We start from the raw sequence: 15,838 nt of genomic DNA, 5'->3' as shown, positions 1-15,838 counted from the left end.
GTCCGCCAATACTTGGCCTCGACCGCTTCAAGAACGCACAGACCCCGGCCTGCGGACCGGGGCGACCACGGAGACAACCCCATGATTCGATCGATGCTCTCGCGCCGTGCGGCGCTGGCCCTCCCGCTGGCCCTCCCGCTGGCCTTCAGCGCGGCGCTCGCCGTCGCCGCGCCCTATCCGACCAAGCCCATCCGCGTCTACGTGCCCTTCCCGCCCGGCGGCGGCACCGACGTGATCGCCCGCGAGATCACGCAGGCGGTGGCGACCTCGACCAAGTGGGTCTTCGTCATCGAGAACAAACCTGGCGCCGGCGGCAACCTCGGCGTGGACGCCGCGGCCAAGTCGACCAAGGACGGCTACACGCTGGTGCTCGGCCAGAGCAGCAACCTGTCCATCAATCCGTGGCTCTACCCGCGCATGCCCTACGACCCGACGAAGGACCTCGCGCCCATCGGCCTGGTGGCGCGAGCCCCGCTGGTGCTGGTGACCTCGGCCAGTTCGAAGCTGAAGACCGTCGCCGAGGCGGTCGCCGCCGCGAAGGCCCAGCCCGGCGTGCTGAACTACGCGTCGGCGGGCAACGGCACGGTCGCGCACCTGGCCACCGAGCTCTTCCAGAAGTCCGCCGGCGTGAAGCTCCAGCACGTGCCCTACAAGGGTGTGGGCCAGGCGCTGACGGACGTCGTCAGCGGCAACGTCGACCTGTACATGTCGACCACGCCCTCGCTGCTCGGCCACATCCGCCAGGGCAAGCTGAGGCCGCTCGCCGTGACCTCGGACAAGCGGGTGCCGGAACTGCCCGACGTGCCGACGCTTGCCGAGTCCGGCTTCAAGGGCGCGGAGTCGGCGACCTGGTTCGGTTTCCTCGCCCCCGCGGGCACGCCGCAGGAGGTCGTCGCCCGCCTGAACAGCGAGTTCACGAAGGCGCTGCAGCAGCCCGCGCTCGTGAAGAAGCTCGGCGACGAGGGCGTCGCCGTCACCGTCAGCACGCCCGACCAGTTCAGCCAGCTGATCCGACAGGACCTCACCCGTTGGGGCAAGGTCGTGAAGGACGCCGGCATCAAGATCGATTGAAGGAGCACGCCATGAGTTCAGCCGCTGCATTGCCGGACGCGAAGGCCACCGCCAGATCCGACGTCCTGCCCGACGTGATCCGCGACATCGACCGCACCCCCGCCGACGTCGTGGCCCGCGCCGCCGCCTATCCGTCCTCCATCCTGGCCGACGTCGCCGGTCGTCGGGGCGCGTTGCACGGGCGCATCCAGGGGCTGTCCCCGTCGATGCGCTTCGCGGGCACCGCCATCACCGTCGAGGTGCGGCCGGGCGACAACCTGATGATCCACGCCGCGATGGCGCTGGCGAGGCCCGGTGACGTCCTCGTCGTCGATGGCAAGGGCGATCTCTCGAGTGCGCTGATGGGCGAGATCATGTCGCAGCAATGCGTGGCGCTGGGCATCGCGGCCGTCGTGATCGACGGCGCCGTGCGCGACAGCGAGGCGATCCGTGAACTCGGCTTCCCGATGTTCGCCGCGGGATTGAATCCGAACGGACCGACGAAGTCGATCTCGGGCCGGTTGAACCATCCGGTCTCGATCGGCGGCGTGACGGTGCATCCGGGCGACCTGATCGTCGGCGACGCCGACGGCGTGACCGTGGTGGAGCGCGCGAAGGCCGCGTCGCTGCTGCCGCTCGCTGAAGAGAAGGTCGCCGCCGAGACGGCCCGCATCGCCGGCATCCGCGACCGGAAGGCGCTGCGGCCAGCCTGGCTGGACGGCGCGTTGCGCGCTGCCGGCGTGATCAAGGACGGAGAGACGCTGTGAGCCGTCCCGTCCTGCTCGTGACCGGTGCGGACCTGGCGCCGCAGGCGCTCGCGCTGCTGTCGGACTTCGAGGTGGTCTACGCCGGACGGACGCCGAGCGAGGACGACATCGTCGACCTCTGCCGGACGCACAATCCGACGGCGATCATCGTGCGCTACAGCAAGGTCGGCGCCGCGGCGATCGACGCCGCGCCGGCGTTGAAGGTGATCGCCAAGCACGGCAGCGGCACCGACACCATCGACAAGGTCGCCGCCGCCGCGCGCGGCATCCAGGTCATCGCCGCGGTCGGTGCCAATGCGGCCGCGGTGGCCGAGCAGGCGCTGGCACTGCTGCTGGCCTGCGCGAAGTCCGTCGTGGCGCTGGACGCGCGCATGCGCGACGGGCACTGGGACAAGGCGACGCACAAGAGCGTGGAGCTGGAGGGCCGGACGGTGGGACTCATCGGCCTCGGCGCGATCGGCCAACGCTTCGCGCGGATGGCGGACGCCATGGGCATGCGCGTGATCGGCTTCGACCCGTTCGCCAAGGATCTGCCGGCGTTCATCGAGCGCGTCGACCTCGACCGGCTCTGGCGCGAGGCCGATGCGATCTCGCTGCACTGCCCGCTGACGACGGACAACGCGGGGCTGATCGACGCCCGCACGCTCGCGGCCTGCAAGCGCGGCGTGATCGTCGTCAACACGGCGCGCGGCGGCCTGATCGACGAGGCCGCGCTGCTCGAGGCCGTGCGCAGCGGTCAGGTGGCCGCCGCCGGCCTCGACAGCTTCGCGATCGAGCCGATGCCGGCGGACCACCCGTTCATCCACGAGCCGCGCATCCTGCTGAGCCCGCACATCGGCGGGGTCACCGCGGATGCCTACGTGAAGATGGGGCTGGCCGCGGCCCGCAACGTGCTGGCCGCGCTCGTGGGCTGACGAGCGCGGCTCGAGGCACGGCTCGAGGCACGGCTCAAAGCGGGGCTCAAGGCGCGGCCACGCCGGCCCATGCGGCGCCAGGCAACGCGCTGATCGGCCTGGAAGTCCGGCCGGAAACGAATCGAGGGGCTCGCGCCCCTCGTCTTTCGTTCAACGGTCCGACTGGCGGCTTGGCCCGTCGTTGCGGCGCGGAGGATCCACCGCGCGCGGCGGCTCCGCGGCGCGGGGAGGCTCGGCACGCGGGGCCGGCCGCGGCGCCTCCATGCGTGGCGCCGGCATCGGGCGCGGCGCTTCAACGCGAGGCTGCTCCACCCGCGGCTGCTCCACGCGAGGTGGCTCGAATCGTGGCTGCTGCGGGCGCTCGAAGCGGGGTTGTTCCGCACGAGGCTGCTCAAAGCGCGGCTGCTCCACGCGCGGCTGCTCCACGCGGGGTTGCTCCACGCGCGGCTGCTCCACCCGATCGGGGCCGCGATGGCGCCATTCGTTGCGATCGCCTTCACGACGCTCCGACGGACGCTGCACGTCGGGACCGCGCTGCGGCACCACCGTCTGCGCGGGCGGCGTCTGCTGCACTGGCGGCACCTGCGGTCTCACCGTCGCGATGTCGGGTTCGGGGCGGATCACGCCGCGGACCGGCCGGCTCTCGCCGGGCCGCGCCTCATTCGGACTGTCCGGACGACCATCGCCGTTGCGATCCATGAAGGGACGACCTTCGTTTCGGCCGTCATTGCGCCCGTCGTTCCGGCCGTCATTCCGGCCACCGTTGCGACCATCGCTGGGTCCGTTGTTCGGGCCATCCGGTCGACCATCGTGATTGCGATCCACGAACGGACGACCCGGATCGGGACGTCCATCCGGGCGACCGTCGACCTGTCCGATCGGACGCGGCGGCCACGACCGCTGCGGCTGCAGCGCCGTCGCCGGCAACGGCGCCGACACAGGCCGCTGCGTGTACAGCGGGCCATGATCGCGCTCGTTCCGGTAGGTCGGCGGGCGCTGGCCCGGGCGCACCACGGTGGCCTGATTCGCATCCGGATTCACGCGGCGCCAGTAGGCCTGGCTGTAGTGGAAGCCCGGGGTCCAGGCTTCGCGCGGCGCCAGCGGCACCCAGCTGCCGTAGCGCGGTGGCGGCGGGCGCCGCCCGCCGTTCACGACCAGGCCGAAGGAGATCCCCGGCCCCACGCCGCCGACCAGCGCCGGCGCATACGCGGGACGGCGCACATACGCCCCCGGCACCCAGCACCAGCGGTCACGGTAGTAGGCCCAGCGGCCGTAATGGAACGGCGCGAAGCCCCAGGGCATGTCGTCCACCCAGGTGTAGCCCCAGCGCGCGCTCCACATCCAGCGGCCATAGCGGTACGGCGCCCAGTCGGCGACGACCACCTGCGGGATCCACACGGCGCCGTACTCGGAACTCTGCTCCCAGGCACCGTAGCGCGCGAGGTCCTCGGCGCCGGTCATCTCCGGCGACACGTAAGGCACGCTGGTGCCGCTGCCGACCAGCGGCTGCACCGCGTCGCGGCTGTCTTCCAGCATCAGCCGCGCGAAGCCGTCCTGCTGCAGCGGCTGGCGCTCGGTGCGCGGGCCGTTCTCCCACCAGAACTCGGCCTGCTCGTTCGTCGACAGCCAGACCGGCTGCGCGTCGGTCGCGCGCGAATCGAATCGCAGCTTGCCCTGCCAGGCCTGCGCCTCGCTGCCGCGATCCAGCTGCGTCATGCGGTACAGCCCCTCGCGCTCGAAGCCGAAGCGGCCTTCCAGCGTGCGGACGGTCCATTCGTCGGCCGACTCCTGGCCGCGCACCCGCAGACCGACGCCACCCTTCACGATCTGCACCGCGATGCGGTTGTCGGCCAGGGCGTTGAACTCGATCTCGCTGCGCTGGTCGATCCACAGCGTCGACGTGCCGATCGTGATCGTGGCGCCGCTGCCATCGTCGGCGCGGAGGCGATCACCCTCGCCGACGCTCTGGTTGCGATGCATCTGCACCCATTCGCGCTCATCGGCGTCGTACAGCCAGACGGCGCCGGCCAGGTCCGCCAGCCGTCCCGCGCGCGAGGGGGCATCCGCGAGTACCGGGCCGTGGGCCAGCAAGGCGACCAGCGCGACCAGCACCAGCGAACTCGCCATCCACCAGCGCGACAGCGCGCCGCGGTCCTGTGAGCGCACCTTGCCGGCGGGCGGCAACCGGGTCATCGAACGGGTCATCGAGTCAGTCATGGCCTTGAGCCGCCACCGGAATCCGGAGGACGGCGGGACGCGGAGTTCCGCGATCGATTCTTAACGCTTCGGCGACGTTCTGGTGCACGCCTGCTTACAACTTGACGCCCTGTTGCGCGGAGGTCAAGCGGACGCCGTATGTCCAGGATCTTCACGATCTCCACCGGGCACCCTTCGCTCCCGGCACCCGGCGCGCCTGGGTCCCGGCCGGCGGCGTTCAATCGTCCGTGTTCGGGTCCAGGCCCGGGAACAGGATCTCGGTATACCCGAAGCGGCTGAAATCCTTGATGCGCATCGGATACAGCGTCCCGACCAGGTGGTCGCACTCGTGCTGCACGACGCGCGCGTGGAAGCCGTCGGCGTCGCGGTCGATCAGGCCGCCGAAGGCGTCGAAGCCGCGGTAGCGGATGCGGCTGAGCCGCGGCACGACGCCGCGCAGGCCCGGCACCGACAGGCAGCCTTCCCAGCCTTCTTCCGTCTCGTCGGACAGCGGCTCGATGGTCGGGTTGATCAGCACGGTCATCGGGACCGGCGGCGCCTCGGGATAGCGCTCGTTGCGCTGGAAGCCGAACACGACGACCTGCAGGTCCACGCCGATCTGCGGCGCGGCCAGGCCGGCGCCGTTGGCGGCCTTCATGGTGTCGAACATGTCCTCGAGCAGCTGCTTCAATTCCGGGGTGTCGAAGTCCTCCACCGGCTTGGCGTGGCGCAGCAGGCGCGGGTCGCCCATCTTCAGGATTTCTCTCACGGCCATGGCGGGTCCTTGTAATCTGGACACCATTCTAAGAACCCGACCCGGAGACTGCCCGTGCGCGCCACCACCGCCCTGCCCTCTACCCCAGCATCGCTGCCCGTGTATCTGGAACCGCTCGGTCACGGTGTCTTCGCCATCGACACGGCCTTCCAGCGCGACCACTTCGACGCGGCCTTCCTGATCGTCGACGACGGGCGGGCGGCCTTCATCGACACCGGCACGCGGCTGGCGCTGCCGCGGCTGCTCGGCGCGCTGGAGGCGCTCGGTCTGCCGCGCGACGCGGTGGACTGGGTGATCCCGACGCATGTGCACCTGGACCACGCCGGCGGCGTCGGTCCGCTGATGGCGGCGCTGCCTTCGGCCACGATGCTGGTGCATCCGCGCGGACTGCGGCACATGGTCGATCCGTCGGCGCTGTGGGCCGGTGCGCTCGCGGTCTACGGCGAGGCGGAGATGCACCGCTCCTACGGCGAGCTGGTGGGCGTGCCGGAATCGCGCGCGCAGGCGAGCAGCGATGAGCAGCGCGTCGTCGTGGGCGGACGCACGCTGCGGCTGATCGATACGCCGGGGCATGCGCGCCATCATCACTGCGTGTGGGACGAAACGAGCAAGGGCTGGTTCACCGGCGACACGTTCGGCCTCTCGTATCGCGAGTTCGACGATCCGGAACGCGGCGCATGGATCATGCCGACCAGCACGCCGGTGCAGTTCGAGCCGGACGCGCTGCGCGCCTCCATCGCGCGGATGATGGCGATGCGGCCGTCGCGGATGTACCTGACGCATTACAGCGTCGTGGGCCGCGACGCGGCAGACGTCGAGCGCCTCGCGGCGCTGCTGGTCGCGCAGATCGATGAGATGGAAGCGATCGCGCTGCGGCTGAAGGACGCGCCGGATCGCCACGTCGCGCTCAAGCGCGAGCTGCTCGCGCTGTATCAGCGCCGCGCGATCGAACACTGCGGCGAGCGCATGCCGCCGACTCGCGTGGCGGCATTGCTTGCGATGGATGTGGAGCTCAATGCGCAGGGGCTGGGCGTATGGCTCGACAAGAAGGGCCGTTCCGGGCCTTGAAGCTCAGCTGCATTCCTGCGTGAGGCTGCTGGCCCTCACCCCTGCCCTCTCCCGCGAGCGGGAGAGGGAGTGCATGGCGCAATGCGACATCAGGCGTCGAGATTCAGTTCCTGAATCTTGCGCGTGATCGTGTTGCGACCGATGCCGAGCTTCTGCGCGGCTTCGATGCGGCGGCCGCGCGTGAGGTCCAGCGCGGTCAGGATCAGGCTGGCCTCGAAGCGGCGCGTCAGCACGTCCCACACGTTGGGCTCGCCGGCCGCGAGCAGGCGTCTGGCCTCGCGCGCCATCTCGGCCACCCACGCATCCGGCGACGGCGGAATCGGCACCGCCGGCAACGGCACCGGTGCCGCCGAACTCGTCAGCCCGCTCGCCAGCGGCATCACGTCGGACGACATCGTCGCCGAGATCGCCGACGCATGCGCGCCCGGCTGCGTCAGCAGCTCCTGCGGCAGGTCCTTGGCTTCGACCACCAGGCTCGGCGCCATCACGCTCAGCCAGTGGCAGATGTTCTCCAGCTGCCGCACGTTGCCCGGGAAGTCGAAATTCACCAGGCGTTGCAACGCCGCTTCCGACAGGCGCTTCGGCTCCCCGCCGAGCTCGCCCGCGCTGCGCTGCAGGAAGTAGCGCGCCAGCAGCGGCACGTCCTCGCGGCGTTCGCGCAGCGGCGGCAGCCGCAGGCGGATCACGTTCAGGCGGTGGAAGAGGTCCTCGCGGAAGCGGCCTTCCTTGACCAGCGTCTCGAGGTTCTGGTGCGTCGCCGCGACCACGCGCACGTTCGCCTTCTGCGGGCTGTGGCCGCCGACGCGATAGAACTGGCCGTCCGACAGCACACGCAGCAACCGCGTCTGCAGGTCCAGCGGCATGTCGCCGATCTCGTCGAGGAACAGCGTGCCGCCCTCGGCCTGCTCGAAGCGGCCGCGCCGTGTCGCCTGCGCGCCGGTGAACGCACCGCGTTCGTGGCCGAAGAGTTCCGACTCCAGCAGGTCCTTCGGGATCGCCGCCGTGTTGATCGCGACGAACGGCCCCTCCGCGCGCGGGCTGTGCTTGTGCAGCGCCCGCGCCACCAGTTCCTTGCCCGAGCCCGACTCGCCGGTGATCAGCACCGTCACGTGGCTCTGGCTCAGGCGCCCGATCGCGCGGAACACGTCCTGCATCGCCGGCGCCTGGCCCAGCATCTCGGGCATCTGCACCGTCTCGGCCGCGCCGACGGCCTCGCGCTGGCTCTCCTCCTGCGCGCGCCGTATCAGCTCCACCGCGCGCGGCAGGTCGAAGGGCTTGGGCAGGTATTCGAAGGCCCCGCCCTGGAAGGCGCTCACCGCGCTGTCCAGGTCCGAGTAGGCCGTCATGATGATCACCGGCAGCCCCGGCAGCTGCTTCTTGATCGTGCTCAGCAGCTCCAGGCCCGAGCCGCCCGGCATGCGGATGTCCGACACCAGCACCTGCGGCGTGTCCTCCTCCAGCGCGGCCAGCACCTCGCGGGTCTGGCTGAAGCTGCGCACCGGCAGCCCTTCGCGCGTCAACGCCTTCTCGAGAACAAAACGGATGGAATGGTCGTCGTCAACAATCCAGATCGACTTCATCTATGGCTCCCCTTTCCCCTGTTGTCGGCTTGTGGCCGCGGCTCAAGGCAAAGGCAGGGTGATTCGGAAATCGGTCCGACCCGGCTGGCTGTCGCAATCGATCATCCCCTGGTGCTGTTGGGCGATCGTCTGCGCCAGCGTCAGCCCGAGACCGGAACCGCCATCCCTCCCTGAAACCAGCGGAAAGAAGATGCGGTCCTTGATCTCTTCGGGCACGCCCGGGCCGTTGTCTTCGATATGCAATTCCAATGCCAAGCGCCACCGCTGCTTGCCGATGGTCACCTGCCGGGCCACCCGCGTGCGCAGCGCGATGAAGGCATCGCCCGCATGGATGCGCTCGTGCAGCGCCTGCGCCGCGTTCTGGACGATGTTGAGCACCGCCTGGATCAGCTGCTCGCGGTCGCCGCGGAAGTCGGGCAGCGAGATGTCGTAGTCGCGGATCATCGTCAGTCCGCGCGGGTACTGCGCCAGCACCAGCGAACGCACCCGCTCGCAGACCTCGTGGATGTTGACGTCGCCCACCACCTGGGCGCGCCGGTGTGGCGCGAGCAGCCGGTCCACCAGCGACTGCAGCCGGTCGGCCTCGTGGATGATGACCTCGGTGTATTCCTCGAGCTCGGGCCACAGGTCCGTCGGCTCCAGCTCCAGCGCCAGCAGCTGCGCCGCGCCGCGGATCCCGCCCAGCGGGTTCTTGATCTCGTGCGCGAGGTTGCGCGTCAGTTCCTTGGTCGCGTGGACCTGGTCGAGGTTGCGCTCCTCGCGGTCCTGGCGCGTCTGCTGCGCGTTCTCGATGAGTTCGATCACCAGCCGCTGCGGATCGTCGGTCTGGCTGACGATGACGTGCACCGGCAGCAGGTCGTCATGCGTGCGCGGGCCGCGGCGGATGGTGGCGTCGAAGCGCGAACTGGAGAACGCGTTGCGGCTCACCTCTTCGAGGGCCTCGACGACACGGCCGGTGTCGACGAACCATTCGAGCAGGTTGCTGCCCTGCACCGCGCGGCGCGGCAGGTTGAACAGCGTCTCGACGGCGGTGTTGGCGAACTCGCAGGTGCCGTCGGCGCGAACCACCGCGACCAGCGTCGCCAACAGGTCGAAGCAGGCGTACTGCGCGTCGTGGGCGGCGTGTGGAACAGGGGGCGGGTCATGCGGTATCGCCTGGTTCGCCCGGCCCCGACCCGGCACGCGACACCGCGGCGGCTCGCGCCGCGCCTCGATCAGAGGTTGGGCGGCGGCAGCTTGGCGAGCTCGCGCTTGATGGCCTGGACGTCGGCCTCCTGGCGCGAGACGGAGGCCTTGAGCTCGTTCGTGCGGTCCTGGTACTTCTGGAAGTTGCGCTCATCGCCACGGCGCTCGGGCTGGCCGCCGTTGTATTCCTGCTGGGCCTTGGCGAGCTTGCTCTCCGCATCGCGCAGCTCCTGCTCGAGGATGCGGCGGCGGTCGTCGTCGCGGACGCGCTGGTCCTTGCCATCCACCTTGAGGTCAGCACTCTGACCTCCCGGATTGGGCGCGGTGGTCGCCGGCGCGCGCGGCTTGCTCGGCGCGATCACGGAGATCGGCGTGCCCTCGATGCTGCGGCAGCCCTTGTCGGCGGCTTCCTTGGCGGACATCGCGTCGGTGTACAGCACCGGCGGTCCGGGGCAGCGATACACCACGCCCTGCGCCGAAGCCTGCCCCGCGGCCCATCCTGCCGCGCCCGCCAGCGCGGTCAGCATCACGGCCATCCTCGAACGTCCCACCCGCTTGTGCTGCAGCGTCATCTGCATTCCCTGCTTCTAACTGACCAGAGTCGTCGGACATTGTGACGCAATCGGTCACCCCCGGGCGTGAGCGTACGCCCACGCGCTGTTGCCAGGTGTACGCATGTGGAAGCTGAGACACGAGACTCCCGTGGCTGGAAAGAAAAGGGACGGCGCGAGCCGTCCCTGGGCGGTGTGACGAGCGTGCGGAGCGGGCCGTGCCGAAGCGGTCATGGCGCACTCCGCGCGGACGATCACAGCGAGTAGTACATGTCGAACTCGACCGGGTGGGTGGTCATGCGGAAGCGCTGGACTTCCTGCATCTTCAGCTCGATGTAGGCATCGATGAAGCTGTCGGTGAACACGCCGCCCTTGGTCAGGAACGCGCGGTCCTTGTCCAGGTACTCCAGCGCCTGGTCCAGCGAGTGGCAGACGGTCGGGATCTTCGCGTCTTCTTCCGGCGGCAGGTGGTACAGGTCCTTCGTGGCGGCTTCGCCCGGATGGATCTTGTTTTCCACGCCGTCCAGACCGGCCATCAGCAGGGCCGCGAAGGCCAGGTACGGGTTGGCCGAGGGATCCGGGAAACGCGCCTCGATGCGGCGGCCCTTGGGGTTGGCCACGTACGGGATGCGGATCGAGGCCGAGCGGTTCTTGGCCGAGTAGGCCAGCTTCACCGGGGCTTCGAAGCCGGGGACCAGACGCTTGTACGAGTTGGTACCCGGGTTGGTGATGGCGTTCAGCGCGCGGGCGTGCTTGATGATGCCGCCGATGTAGTACAGCGCGAAGTCGCTCAGGCCGGCGTAGCCGTCACCGGCGAACAGGTTCTTGCCGTCCTTCCAGACCGACTGGTGCACGTGCATGCCCGAGCCGTTGTCGCCGACGATGGGCTTCGGCATGAACGTGGCGGTCTTGCCGTAGGCGTGCGCGACGTTCTGGATGATGTACTTCTGCAGCTGCAGCCAGTCGGCGCGCTGGACCAGCGAGCTGAACTTGGTGCCGATTTCCATCTGGCCGGCGTTCGCGACCTCGTGGTGGTGGACTTCGACGGGGATGCCCATCTGTTCCAGGATCAGGCACATCTCCGAGCGCATGTCCTGGCCGCTGTCGACCGGCGGCACCGGGAAGTAGCCGCCCTTGACGGTGGGACGGTAGCCGCTGTTGCCGTGCTCGTAGTCCTTGCCGGTGTTCCAGGCCGCCTCTTCCGATTCGATCTTGACGAACGAGCCGGACATGTCGACGTTCCAGCGCACGCTGTCGAAGATGAAGAACTCGGGTTCCGGACCGAAGTAGGCGGTGTCGCCCAGGCCGGACGACTTCAGGTAGGCCTCGGCGCGACGGGCCAGCGAGCGCGGGTCGCGCTCATAGGCCTTGCCGTCGGTCGGGTCGATGACGTCGCAGCTCAGGATCAGCGTCGGCTCTTCGTAGAACGGGTCGATGTTGGCCGTGTTCGGATCCGGGATCAGCAGCATGTCCGACGCTTCGATGCCCTTCCAGCCGGCGATCGAGGAGCCGTCGAAGGCATGGCCTTCGGTGAACTTGTCTTCGTCGAAATGGGAGACGGGCACGGTCACGTGCTGCTCCTTGCCGCGCGTGTCGGTGAAGCGGAAGTCAACGAACTTGACTTCGTGCTCCTTGACCAGGTTCATCACGTCGGCGACGGTCTTGGTGGCCATCAATCACTCCTAGAGGGGGCTGGAAAGAAAGGAAGAGTCGTGGGGCATCGGCCCAGCGGGGACGATTTAGCAGTTTGCATGCCAACAGATGGCGGCACGGTGACAGGCAGGCGCCAGAGCGGTGCATGACGCGCAAGCCCTTGATGCCCAACGCGCCAGACGGGGGCGGAGGCGGCCGATCAGAGAGGACCGCGATCGGACCACCCGTGACGCGCTCCTCGCACACGTCCGAACCGGTGCATCATCGCACCAATTCAGTGCTGATGGAGGCACCAAACTGGACAACGCCCGCCCGCAGGGCGGCGTAGGCGGCATCCATGGCGGCGGCATCGCCCTTGACGCCCAGTTCGATGTGGCGTCCCCACTGGGGGTGGTCGACGCTGGGCAGCGAGAAGACCTTGATGCCGGGGAAGTCGGACTCGATGCGCTCCATCAGCGGCGTGAGGCTCGCCTCCATCGCGCCCTGCACGATCAGCGAGCGCTCGCGCGTGCCGACCTCGCGATGCAGGTCGGCGTGCAGGTGGTCCAGGACCCACTCGATCATCGGATGCGCCATGACCGGGAAGCCGGGCACGAAGTAGGCGCGACCGACCGAGAAACCGGGGATCTTGTTGTACGGGTTCGGGATGATCGCGGCCCCTTGCGGGAACACGCCCATCTCCAGGCGGCGCCGCGTGTCGGGGTGGTCGCGCTCGGGCGTCGTCCCCTGCTCGGCGGCCATCTGCTGGACGCGTTGCCAGATCAGGTCCGCGGCCTCGGGGTGCAGCTCGAGCGGCCGGCCCAGCGCGGCGGCCGCGGCCTGCCGCGTGTGGTCGTCCGGCGTCGCGCCGATGCCGCCGCAGCTGAAGAACAGGTCGCCGCCGTCGAAGGCGGCGCGGTACTCGCGGATCAGGTGCTCGCGGTCGTCGCCGAGGTACTTGGCCCACGCGAGCGACAGTCCGCGCGCGCCCAGCAGCTCGATCACCTTGGACAGGTGCTTGTCCTGGCGCTTCCCGGACAGGATCTCGTCGCCGATGATGAAGAGGCCGATGTTCATGCGGGGTTCCTGCGGAAACGTGGGAGCGGACGTCCGTGCGCGCGCGTCGGTCGGCGCGGGCTCAGATCGGCGAGGGCTTGTTCTCGATGCGCGGTGCCGGACCGGGGGCCGGGTCTTGCCTGTCGTCGACATCCTCGACGTCCTCGACGATGCGCGGCGGCGCGGTCGCGTAGTTGGCCGGCAGCGCGTCCATCACCGGATCGGGCGCGCGATCGGCAGCGGTGTCGGCGCGGCGCATCTCCTGCAGCGCGGCCAGCGCGTAATGCGCGAACCACAGCGAGCTGAAGGCGAAGACCAGCGTGTACAGCCAGACCGAGACCAGGATCAGCACCGGTGCGAAGGCGATGGTCAGCGCGCCCAGCGCCCAGATCGCGGCGGGGGCGGCGCCGAGGTACCCGGTCGCCAGACCGAGGACGAGCAGCGGCATCCGGTGCTCGCTGATGAGACGCCGGCGCTCGGGACCGGACGCGTGTTCGGCCAGCACGTCGAAGGTGAAGACACGGTATCCCAGCCAGCCCCAGATCAGCGGCGGCAGGATCAGCGCCAGCGGCGGAATCAGCCAGAACGGCAGCGACGCGATCAGCAGCACGACGCACAGGACCGTGTGCCCCAGCGACCAGCTCAGGCTGGCGACGAAACCCGCGCCGCGCTTGCGCTCCAGGCTGGCGAAGCGCCGCTGCGCGACCAGGTCCACCATCGACGGCGTCATCAGCAGCGCGACCAGCAGCAGGCTGAGCACGACCAGCGCCGGCACGGCCATCGCCAGCACGATGATGGGCGCGAGCACGGTGCGGAAGGACGCGGCGCCCAGGCTGTCCAGCCACTTCAGCATGCCGTCGATGAGGCTCCACGACTCCATCGTCGCGCGCACGCCGGCGACCGCGCCTTCCCAGAAGAAGTAGCCCAGGCCGAACGCCAGCGCCGCCGACACGACCAGCGGCAGCAGCGACAGGCCGATCACCCGCGGATGCAGGCAGTACGCGGCCGCGCGCCAGAACGAGTCCGCCAGGCGGCTCATCGGCTTGATCATCAGTCGTTCCCTCCGGCCGGCGCGCGGCCGGCGATGTCCATGGACGCGCCGCCGGACGGGGTCGATCCGCCACCGGGCGCGGCCGCGATCTTGTCACGTCCGGCGAGCCGCTTGAGCCCCAGCCACTGCTGCGCCCAGAAGCCGCGTCCGTAGTCGCGCCCGCCCTCTTCCGGGAGCTGGTCGCGCACGCCGGTCGGGTCCCAGCGGTCCTCGAAGTTGGCGGTGCGGAACAGCACGTCCCAGATCGGGAACATCACCGCGAAGTTGTGGCCGCCCAGGGTGCCGCGGCCAAAGTTCTCATGACCGATGCCGATCGAATGGTGCAGCCGGTGGAAGCGCGGGCTCACCAGCAGCCGCTCGCCGATCAGGCCGAAGGTCAGCCGCAGGTTCGCGTGCTGCAGGTTCTCCAGCAGCTGCGAGATCGCGACCAGCGCGACGAACTGTCCGGGTCCCACGCCGATCAGCCGCGCCGTGATCGCGACGGCGCTGTCGATGATCAGGTCGTCGAGCAGGTGGTTGCGGCTGTCGCTCCACATCGTCATCTGGCGCTGGCTGTGGTGCAGCGAGTGCAGCGCCCACCACCAGTTCCACGAATGCTGCGCGCGATGCAGCCAGTACATCAGCAGGTCGAAGGCGACGAGGTAGAGCACGAAGCTGACCCAGGCCACGTCGGTGACGCCGGGCCACAGCGCGTCGAGCTGGAAGGTCGGGATGCCGTGCATGCGCATCTCGCCGACGGCGCCGTCGAACAGCGGCTCCAGCGAGAAGAACATGACCAGCCGGAACAGCCCCAGCCGCTGGATCAGCGTGTAGACGATGTCGATGCGGATCGCGTGGCGGTCGGTGACGGCCTCGGCCGGGCGCCAGCGCTGCAGCGCGCCGATCACCGCCAGCATCACGACGATCTGGATCAGGCCGACCAGCAGCCAGCCGGTCGCGTCGAACGCGTCCTCGAGCAGGTTGCCGTAGCCGAGGTTGAACACGATCGGTTGAATGACGCTTTCGAACAGCGCCTGCTGCGCCTGTCCGAACAGATCGGTGAACCAGTCCATCACGCCGTCGGTCCTCCTGGAAAGCGATGCATCAGCGCCTCAGCGCGTCCTTCGAGCCTGCCGCCCCGGCACCGCCGCCGGACGCCGCCGCCGGTGTCGCCGTCATTGTCGTCGCCGCCTTCAACGCGACCGCCTCCTGCGGCTTGCGCATCCACGCGACGTACTCCGGATGATCGCGCAACGGCGCGAAGCACAGGCCCCGGTTTTTCAACCCTTGCAGCAGCGGCTCCAGCACGGTCGGCGCCCACGGGTCCTGCCTCGACCAGATGCCGAGGTGGGCCATCAGGATGTCGCCCGGCTTGACGCGTCGCAGCGCCTGCTCGAGCAGCGCCTGGTTGGGGAACTTGTCGCTCGGCAGTTCGTCGCCCAGGAAGCCCGACGGGTTCCAGCCCACGTGGCGGAAGCCGCAGGCCTGCGCCGCCGCCAGCAGCGCCGGCGAGGTGCGCCCGGCCGGCGCGCGGAAGATCATCGACATCGGCCGCCCCGTCATCTCGAGGAAGCGCTTCGCGGGACGCTTGAGTTCCTCGCAGTACTCGGCCGAAGTCAGCACGACGTTCTGAGGCACCTGCTCGCCCGCAGCGCGCTTGAAGCGGAATTTCCCGTCGGGCAGGTCCGCCGACCAGGCGTCGTGGAACCAGGTGTGCGAGCCGAAATCATGGCCCTGCTCGGCCAGCTGCTTCCACCACGGCGCCCACTTGTCGTCGAGCGTCTGGCCGCCGTCCATCGTGGGCTCCTGCGCCAGGAAGAACGTGGCCTTCGCGTCGAAGCGCTTGAGCGTGTCGACGATCAGCGGCGCCACGCCCATGTGGCCGGTATCGAAGGTCAGGTAGACGGGCTTGTCGCAGGGCACGGCGGCCGGTGCCGATGCGCCTTGCGGTTGCGCCTGCACGACCGCGGTCAGGCCGACGAGCAGCGCCGCGCCATGACGCAGCGCGCCGCGCAGCAGAGGGCGGCGCAATGA

14 protein-coding genes are annotated in these 15,838 nt (G+C 69.5%); 4 read left to right on the top strand and 10 right to left on the bottom strand.

Annotation, left to right across the window (positions count from 1 at the left end; genetic code table 11):
• The first annotated feature begins 81 nt into the window (after positions 1-81).
• Genes ACQ859_RS09985 through ACQ859_RS09975 form a run of 3 tightly spaced genes read left to right on the top strand, consistent with a single transcriptional unit; the run spans position 82 to position 2,731 of the window.
• A complete protein-coding gene (locus tag ACQ859_RS09985; RefSeq protein WP_431265636.1) occupies positions 82-1,071 on the top strand; it encodes a Bug family tripartite tricarboxylate transporter substrate binding protein in 990 nt (329 codons plus the stop codon).
• 11 nt (positions 1,072-1,082) lie between these two features.
• On the top strand, positions 1,083-1,817 hold the full coding sequence (locus ACQ859_RS09980; protein ID WP_431265635.1) for an RraA family protein: 735 nt from the start codon (positions 1,083-1,085) through the stop codon (positions 1,815-1,817).
• On the top strand, positions 1,814-2,731 hold the full coding sequence (locus tag ACQ859_RS09975) for an NAD(P)-dependent oxidoreductase (RefSeq protein ID WP_431265634.1): 918 nt from the start codon (positions 1,814-1,816) through the stop codon (positions 2,729-2,731). The genes ACQ859_RS09980 and ACQ859_RS09975 overlap by 4 nt, the downstream gene beginning before the upstream one ends.
• A gap of 150 nt (positions 2,732-2,881) precedes the next feature.
• Here ACQ859_RS09975 and ACQ859_RS09970 read toward each other — a convergent pair whose 3' ends face one another.
• The gene (locus tag ACQ859_RS09970) at positions 2,882-4,936 is read right to left on the bottom strand and encodes a DUF6600 domain-containing protein (RefSeq protein ID WP_431265633.1); all 2,055 of its coding nucleotides are present in this window, start codon (positions 4,934-4,936) and stop codon (positions 2,882-2,884) included.
• Positions 4,937-5,165: 229 nt separating this feature from the next.
• Positions 5,166-5,702, bottom strand: a complete 537-nt coding sequence (gene def / locus ACQ859_RS09965) for a peptide deformylase (protein ID WP_431265632.1) — start codon at positions 5,700-5,702, stop codon at positions 5,166-5,168.
• Positions 5,703-5,756: 54 nt separating this feature from the next.
• Between def and ACQ859_RS09960 the strand changes: the two genes are divergently transcribed.
• Entirely contained in the window at positions 5,757-6,770 is a 1,014-nt protein-coding gene (locus tag ACQ859_RS09960) for an MBL fold metallo-hydrolase (protein WP_431265631.1), read from the top strand.
• An 89-nt stretch (positions 6,771-6,859) separates the two neighbouring features.
• Here ACQ859_RS09960 and ntrC read toward each other — a convergent pair whose 3' ends face one another.
• The 8 genes from ntrC to ACQ859_RS09920 form a co-directional block, all read right to left on the bottom strand.
• Complete coding sequence (gene ntrC, locus ACQ859_RS09955; RefSeq protein ID WP_431265630.1) at positions 6,860-8,350, bottom strand: nitrogen regulation protein NR(I); 1,491 nt, start codon at positions 8,348-8,350, stop codon at positions 6,860-6,862.
• Between the two features lie 42 nt (positions 8,351-8,392).
• Positions 8,393-9,439, bottom strand: coding sequence for a nitrogen regulation protein NR(II) (gene glnL / locus ACQ859_RS09950; RefSeq protein WP_431266509.1), 1,047 nt, complete (start codon positions 9,437-9,439; stop codon positions 8,393-8,395).
• Between the two features lie 125 nt (positions 9,440-9,564).
• Positions 9,565-10,113 carry a hypothetical protein gene (locus ACQ859_RS09945; RefSeq protein WP_431265629.1) on the bottom strand — a complete coding sequence of 183 codons (549 nt, stop codon included), beginning with the start codon at positions 10,111-10,113 and terminating at the stop codon, positions 9,565-9,567.
• Positions 10,114-10,340: 227 nt separating this feature from the next.
• Complete coding sequence (glnA, locus tag ACQ859_RS09940; protein WP_067269029.1) at positions 10,341-11,759, bottom strand: type I glutamate--ammonia ligase; 1,419 nt, start codon at positions 11,757-11,759, stop codon at positions 10,341-10,343.
• 241 nt (positions 11,760-12,000) lie between these two features.
• Entirely contained in the window at positions 12,001-12,795 is a 795-nt protein-coding gene (locus tag ACQ859_RS09935; RefSeq protein ID WP_431265628.1) for a competence/damage-inducible protein A, read from the bottom strand.
• Positions 12,796-12,856: 61 nt separating this feature from the next.
• Positions 12,857-13,825: an EI24 domain-containing protein gene (locus tag ACQ859_RS09930; RefSeq protein WP_431265627.1), complete on the bottom strand. Its 969-nt coding sequence runs from the start codon at positions 13,823-13,825 to the stop codon at positions 12,857-12,859.
• Positions 13,825-14,877, bottom strand: coding sequence for a sterol desaturase family protein (locus tag ACQ859_RS09925; protein ID WP_431266508.1), 1,053 nt, complete (start codon positions 14,875-14,877; stop codon positions 13,825-13,827). Before ACQ859_RS09925 ends, ACQ859_RS09930 begins: the two co-directional genes overlap by 1 nt.
• Positions 14,878-14,908: 31 nt before the next feature.
• Positions 14,909-15,790: a polysaccharide deacetylase family protein gene (locus ACQ859_RS09920; RefSeq protein WP_431266507.1), complete on the bottom strand. Its 882-nt coding sequence runs from the start codon at positions 15,788-15,790 to the stop codon at positions 14,909-14,911.
• Positions 15,791-15,838 lie beyond the last annotated feature (48 nt).

Origin of the sequence: Roseateles chitinivorans (assembly GCF_050632235.1) — a bacterium.
Classification (GTDB): Bacteria; Pseudomonadota; Gammaproteobacteria; order Burkholderiales; family Burkholderiaceae_C; genus Roseateles; species Roseateles chitinivorans_A.
This window is presented reverse-complemented; position numbering and strand designations above follow the sequence as displayed.

Coding starts and splice junctions, on each gene's coding strand:
- ACQ859_RS09930 (WP_431265627.1), bottom strand. CDS start 13,825: ATGATCAAGCCGATGAGCCGCCTGGCGGACTCGTTCTGGCGCGCGGCC.
- ntrC (WP_431265630.1), bottom strand. CDS start 8,350: ATGAAGTCGATCTGGATTGTTGACGACGACCATTCCATCCGTTTTGTT.
- glnA (WP_067269029.1), bottom strand. CDS start 11,759: ATGGCCACCAAGACCGTCGCCGACGTGATGAACCTGGTCAAGGAGCAC.
- ACQ859_RS09925 (WP_431266508.1), bottom strand. CDS start 14,877: ATGGACTGGTTCACCGATCTGTTCGGACAGGCGCAGCAGGCGCTGTTC.
- def (WP_431265632.1), bottom strand. CDS start 5,702: ATGGCCGTGAGAGAAATCCTGAAGATGGGCGACCCGCGCCTGCTGCGC.
- ACQ859_RS09980 (WP_431265635.1), top strand. CDS start 1,083: ATGAGTTCAGCCGCTGCATTGCCGGACGCGAAGGCCACCGCCAGATCC.
- ACQ859_RS09985 (WP_431265636.1), top strand. CDS start 82: ATGATTCGATCGATGCTCTCGCGCCGTGCGGCGCTGGCCCTCCCGCTG.
- ACQ859_RS09935 (WP_431265628.1), bottom strand. CDS start 12,795: ATGAACATCGGCCTCTTCATCATCGGCGACGAGATCCTGTCCGGGAAG.
- ACQ859_RS09970 (WP_431265633.1), bottom strand. CDS start 4,936: ATGACCCGTTCGATGACCCGGTTGCCGCCCGCCGGCAAGGTGCGCTCA.
- ACQ859_RS09945 (WP_431265629.1), bottom strand. CDS start 10,113: ATGCAGATGACGCTGCAGCACAAGCGGGTGGGACGTTCGAGGATGGCC.